Genomic DNA, 4,719 nt, shown 5'->3' with positions numbered 1-4,719 from the left:
CTCGGCCTTCAGCGCCGCCGGGGCGGCGGTCGTCGCGCCCGCGGTCGGCGCGACGGCCACCGCCTTCGGCGCCGGCGCGGCCTCGGCGGCCGGCTCGTGCGCGCCGAAGAACAGCCAGGCCGCCGACGCCAGGGTGAGCGAGAGCGCGACGCCGAGGAGCGCGAGGCGGCGGCTGTTCGACGACAGGTTCACGGGAGGACCTCCCCGGTGCGGGCGGCCGGCGCGGCCGCGGTGTGCGTGACGTACGTCTGCAGCGTCACCGTGGCCTCCAGCGGCAGCTTCTGCGGGGGCGCGTCGCCCGGACGCTGCGCCTGGTTCCCCTTCGGCTTCGCGGGGACGAGGGCGAAGGTCACCGGCGCGACCACGCGCGGCAGCGAGCCGACGTTCGCGAGGAAGGCCGTCAGCGCGTGGTACGTGCCGACGACCGTCACCTTGTAGCGGTGCGTGTCGAACTGGTCGCCCGGCATCACGGGCTCCGGCTGCACCCCGCCGAGCTCCAGCCCCGCGCGGCGCGCGGCGGTGGAGACCTCCTCGAGCACCGCCGGCACCTCGTGCTCGCTCGGCACGAGCTGGCGGAGCACCGAGAGCGTGGCGCGCGACGCGGCGGCCTGCTCGCGCAGCGTCTTCGCGCTGCCGCGCCGCAGCTCGCGCTGCGCCCGCGCGTTGGTCTCCTCGAGGTGCTCGACGTGCGCGCGCTGCTCGTCGAGGACCAGCGACCGCTCGCTGTACGGGTACAGGTAGTAGTAGATGCCGAGGGCGCCGGCGAGGAACGCGACGCCGACCTTCAGCTGGTCCTTCTTGTCGGACGGGAGGAAGCTGGCCACGGCTCGGTCCTCAGCGCAGCGGGACGGTGGTCACGCGCGTGCGGATCGCGCCGCGCGCCGGCTGCTCGAACTCGCCGTCGAGCGTGAACTCGGTCAGGTCGCGGCCGTCGACCGCGACCGCCTTCGACTCGGCGAGCTGCACGCGGTGGACGAACGGCGACAGCTCGAGGTCGCGCATGTAGGTCGTGAGCGCCTGGATGTCGACCGTCTGGCCGACGAGGCGGAAGCGGAGCGCGCCGTCGGCGGCGGTGTCCGGCTTCGCCTCGCCCGGGCGCGCCGGGGGCGCGTCCTTCTTCTGCAGCGTCGAGTCGACGCGCGCGGCCTTGGGCGTCGGCGCGGCGCTCGTCTGGCGGACGTTCACCAGCCAGGTGTAGGGCGGGAGGCTCGAGCTGACCTCGTCGAGCACGTGCGCCCACACGTAGCGGTTGCTGTCGATGGCGGCGATGATCGCCAGCTGCCGCTCCACCGAGTCGCGCTCGGCGACGGCCTCGCGGCGCGCCTTGATGACGCTCGAGTAGCGCGTCGAGTCGGCCACCGCGGCCGCCTCGCGCTCGGCGAGGTCCCCGCCGTCGCGGGTCTGCAGCGTGTGCAGCGCGCCGACGCCGAGGACGGTCGCGGTCAGCGTGCCGACGGCGGCGGTCAGGTACCGGTCGCGCGTGGCCACGCGCAGCCGGTCGGCGAGGCCGCCGAACGGCGCGCCGCCGCCGCGCTTCTTCTGGCGGCCGGGGAGGAGGTTGACCTCGATGATCATCGCGGGGCTCCGGGGTGGGCGGGACGCGGCGCGGTCACGCGACCTTCCGCAGGGCGAGGCCGACGGGGAGCATCAGCAGCGGGGCGACGGCGTCGGCGTCGAGGCCGTCGAAGGCGCCGTCGCGCACGGCGATGCCGGCGAGCGGCTGCGCGACGTCGACCTGCACCCGGAGCTGCGCGGCGACCGCCTGCGCGAGCCCCGGGATGCGGGCGCCGCCGCCGCAGAGGTACAGGGCGCGGAGCGGGCCGGCGGTGCGCGAGGCCGACTCGAGGAAGGCGGCCGCGCGCTCGACGCCGACCGCGACGTCCTGCGCGTGCCGGGCGACGATGGCGCCCAGCGCCGCCGTCGCCCCGCCGCCGTCGCCCATCCCCTGCAGCACCCGCTCGGCATCCCGCGCGGAGAGCCCGAGCTCGCGCTGCAGATCCTCGCGCACGCGGCGCGTGCCGCACGCGAGGTCGCGCGTCAGCACCGGGACGCCCTCCTCGAGGATGTTCACGTTCGTGACCTCGTGCCCGACGTTCGCCAGGGCGACGACGCCCGTCAGCGCGTCGGGGTGCGCGGTCTCGAAGGCGTTGTGCAGCGCGAAGGCGTCCACGTCGACGACGCGCGCGTGGGCGCCGGCGTCCTCCAGGAGGCGGACCTTCGCCTCGACCAGCTCGCGCTTGGCCGCCACGAGCAGGACGCTCATCTCGGGGCCGGTCGCCTGCGGGTCGAGGATCTGGAAGTCGAGCTGCACGGAGTCCATGTCGAAGGGGACGTGCTGCTCCGCCTCCCACTGGATCAGCTCCCGCGCGGCCGCCTCCTTCACGCGCTCCATGCGGATGCGCTTCACGATCACGTCGCGCCCGCCGATGGCGACGACGACGTGCTTCGCGTTGGGCGCGGCGGCGGCGAGCGTCTCGCGCACCGCGTCGGCCACGAGCGCCGGGTCCATCACCTCGCCCTCGACGATCGCGTCGTCGGCGAGCGGCGTCACGACGACGCGCGCCAGCTCCGGCACCGCGCCGCCGTGGTCCACCACGGCCGCCTTCACGAGCCCGGAGCCGATGTCGAGGCCGACGGTCTGCCTGCTGCGACCGAAGATGCGCATGGGGAGCGAGAGCGATGGGAGTGGGACCGCGTCCGCGTGCCGTCGTTACGGCGGCGTCCGCTTCACGCGCTCAACACGAGCGGCACGCGCGGGGGGTAACCGGGGGGACGTGCGTCAGGTCACTTCGTGGCCTAGGGCGTGACGGTCACGCGCCCTCGCCTACCGAGCGGCATGATACGGGAGGCCGCCAGCGTGACACCCGCGACCGCGCACGACGACCGCGCGACGACGCTGCCGGGGCCCAGCACGACCGCGGGATCGCCGGGCGCCGCGGGCGCGCGGTGACGCACGAGCAACGCGCCCGTCACGCGCAGCGAGGCGCCCGCGCCCCGCAGCGCGCCGCGCACCAGCACCACGCCCGCGAACTCCACGTCGCCGACGACCTCGAGGTCCCCGTCGACCAGCAGCACCCCCTGCGCGCGCGCGGGGCCGACGATCCGGGTGACGCCGACGCCGCGCAGGTGGACGACCGGGGCGGCGCCCGAGCACGCGCCCACGGCGCCGGCGCCGCGCCGCGGCTCCCCCCAGCTCGCGCCGTCCACCACGCACGCGTCGCCGGCGGCGACGCGCGGCTCGGGCGACAGCGACGCGCCGGCCGGCACGACGACGGTGGCCCGGCGCGCCAGGCCGTCCCAGTCGTCGTCGCCGAACACGCTCCACCGCGCGTCGTCGCGCGCACCCGCCACCACGACGACCAGCGGCCCCGCCAGCGCGCCCGGATGGACGGCCGCGGTGTCGGCGGGGTCCGCGACCGCGACGTCGGCCAGCGACGACGCCCCCGGCTCGCAGGCCCACCCGTCGGGCGGCACGTCCCCGCCGCGGATCCGCACGCCGTCGGGCGCGACCACGGGGCCGCCCGCGGTGAGGGCGGCCAGCGGCGCGACGACGACCGGGACGAGGCGCAGCCAGCGCCCCACCCGCCGCTCCGCGTGCGCCGCCGCCCCGGGCGCGCCGGTCGACGCCCTCGCGCCGGCCACGGCGAGGAAGCGGTGCCGGTCCAGGCGCAGCAGCACCAGCGCCGCGTCGCCGGCGACCGTGTGCACGGACTCGCGGTGCGCGACGCCCACCGGCAGCGCGAACGACCACGCCGGGCGCCACCGGCGCTCGACGGTCGCGAGCGCGGCGTCCGCGGCGGGCGTCGCGCGCCGCGCCCACGTGAGGAAGAACAGCGGCGTCGCGCCGGCCGCGCGCACCTCGGCGGCCAGCGTGCGCGCGCCGGGGTAGAACACGCGGCGCGGGTCCTCGACGACCGGCGGCTCGGGGCGCGGGGCGCCGAGGAGGCTCTGCTCCTGGAGGACGACGTAGTCCCACCCGCGGCGGCGGATCTCGGCGAGGGCGCGTCCCTCGGCCGCGTGGCGGCGCAGCGTCCACCCGCCCATTGTCACGCGTGCGACGGCGAGCGGGCGCGGCGGCGCGGAGGTCGCGGCCATCGCCTCGACCAGGCGCGGGAGGTTGTGGAAGTACGTGAAGCTGTTGCCGACGAAGAGGACGCGCAGCGTGTCGGCGCGCGGCGCCTGCGCGTGCAGCGGCGCGGCGGCGAGAAGGAGGGCGAGTGCGAGGCGCTTCGAGGGCATGGGAATCGGATCAGGTCCGATGAAGACGGATCCGGCGGATGGGCGTCCGGAGCTACATGGGGCGATCCGACGCATCCGTCAAATCCGTCTCATCCGATTCTCACCGTTTCAGGACTCGCGGCGCCGCGGCGGCGCGGCCGGGGCGATGATCTCGACGGCGAGCTTCCAGGTGCGGTCGGGCTGCAGGCGCCAGACGCGGAGGAAGGCGCCCTGCTCGGTCGGGGCGTCGGACGGGCCGAGGGCGTAGGCGCCGCGCGACCAGGCGAAGTCGCCGGAGCGGGCGACCGCGAAGTGCGCGGGGCGCGCGGCGAGGGGGACGTCCCACGCGGCGACGGAATCGCTCGCCGCGGCGCGCGTCGTCGGGTGGCGCCCGGAGCGGTCGAGGCGGAGGTCCGGGGCGTGGTGCGCGCGCCCGGCGCGCCACGAGGCGGCGACGGCGGCGACGTACGCGGAGTCGGCGGCGCGCGCGGCGGCGATGAG

General features: G+C 76.9%; 4 protein-coding genes and 2 pseudogenes. All 6 read right to left on the bottom strand.

From position 1 onward, the window contains the following. Nucleotides 1-192 (bottom strand): annotated as a pseudogene (locus tag PYV61_RS21080) (polysaccharide deacetylase family protein); the annotation flags it as partial. After that, nucleotides 189-824, bottom strand: coding sequence for a type 4a pilus biogenesis protein PilO (gene pilO, locus PYV61_RS21075; protein WP_275835340.1), 636 nt, complete (start codon nucleotides 822-824; stop codon nucleotides 189-191). The gene pilO and the pseudogene PYV61_RS21080, both read right to left, overlap by 4 nt. A 10-nt stretch (nucleotides 825-834) precedes the next feature. Further along, the gene (locus PYV61_RS21070) at nucleotides 835-1,575 is read right to left on the bottom strand and encodes a PilN domain-containing protein (protein WP_275835338.1); all 741 of its coding nucleotides are present in this window, start codon (nucleotides 1,573-1,575) and stop codon (nucleotides 835-837) included. A 34-nt stretch (nucleotides 1,576-1,609) separates the two neighbouring features. Next, nucleotides 1,610-2,665, bottom strand: coding sequence for a type IV pilus assembly protein PilM (gene pilM / locus PYV61_RS21065; RefSeq protein WP_275835336.1), 1,056 nt, complete (start codon nucleotides 2,663-2,665; stop codon nucleotides 1,610-1,612). Between the two features lie 131 nt (nucleotides 2,666-2,796). Beyond that, nucleotides 2,797-4,239 carry a hypothetical protein gene (locus PYV61_RS21060; protein WP_275835334.1) on the bottom strand — a complete coding sequence of 481 codons (1,443 nt, stop codon included), beginning with the start codon at nucleotides 4,237-4,239 and terminating at the stop codon, nucleotides 2,797-2,799. 108 nt (nucleotides 4,240-4,347) lie between these two features. Next, nucleotides 4,348-4,719, bottom strand: a pseudogene (locus tag PYV61_RS21055) (hypothetical protein); the annotation flags it as partial.

The organism is Roseisolibacter sp. H3M3-2 (assembly GCF_029211165.1).
GTDB lineage: Bacteria > Gemmatimonadota > Gemmatimonadetes > Gemmatimonadales > Gemmatimonadaceae > Roseisolibacter.
This window is presented reverse-complemented; position numbering and strand designations above follow the sequence as displayed.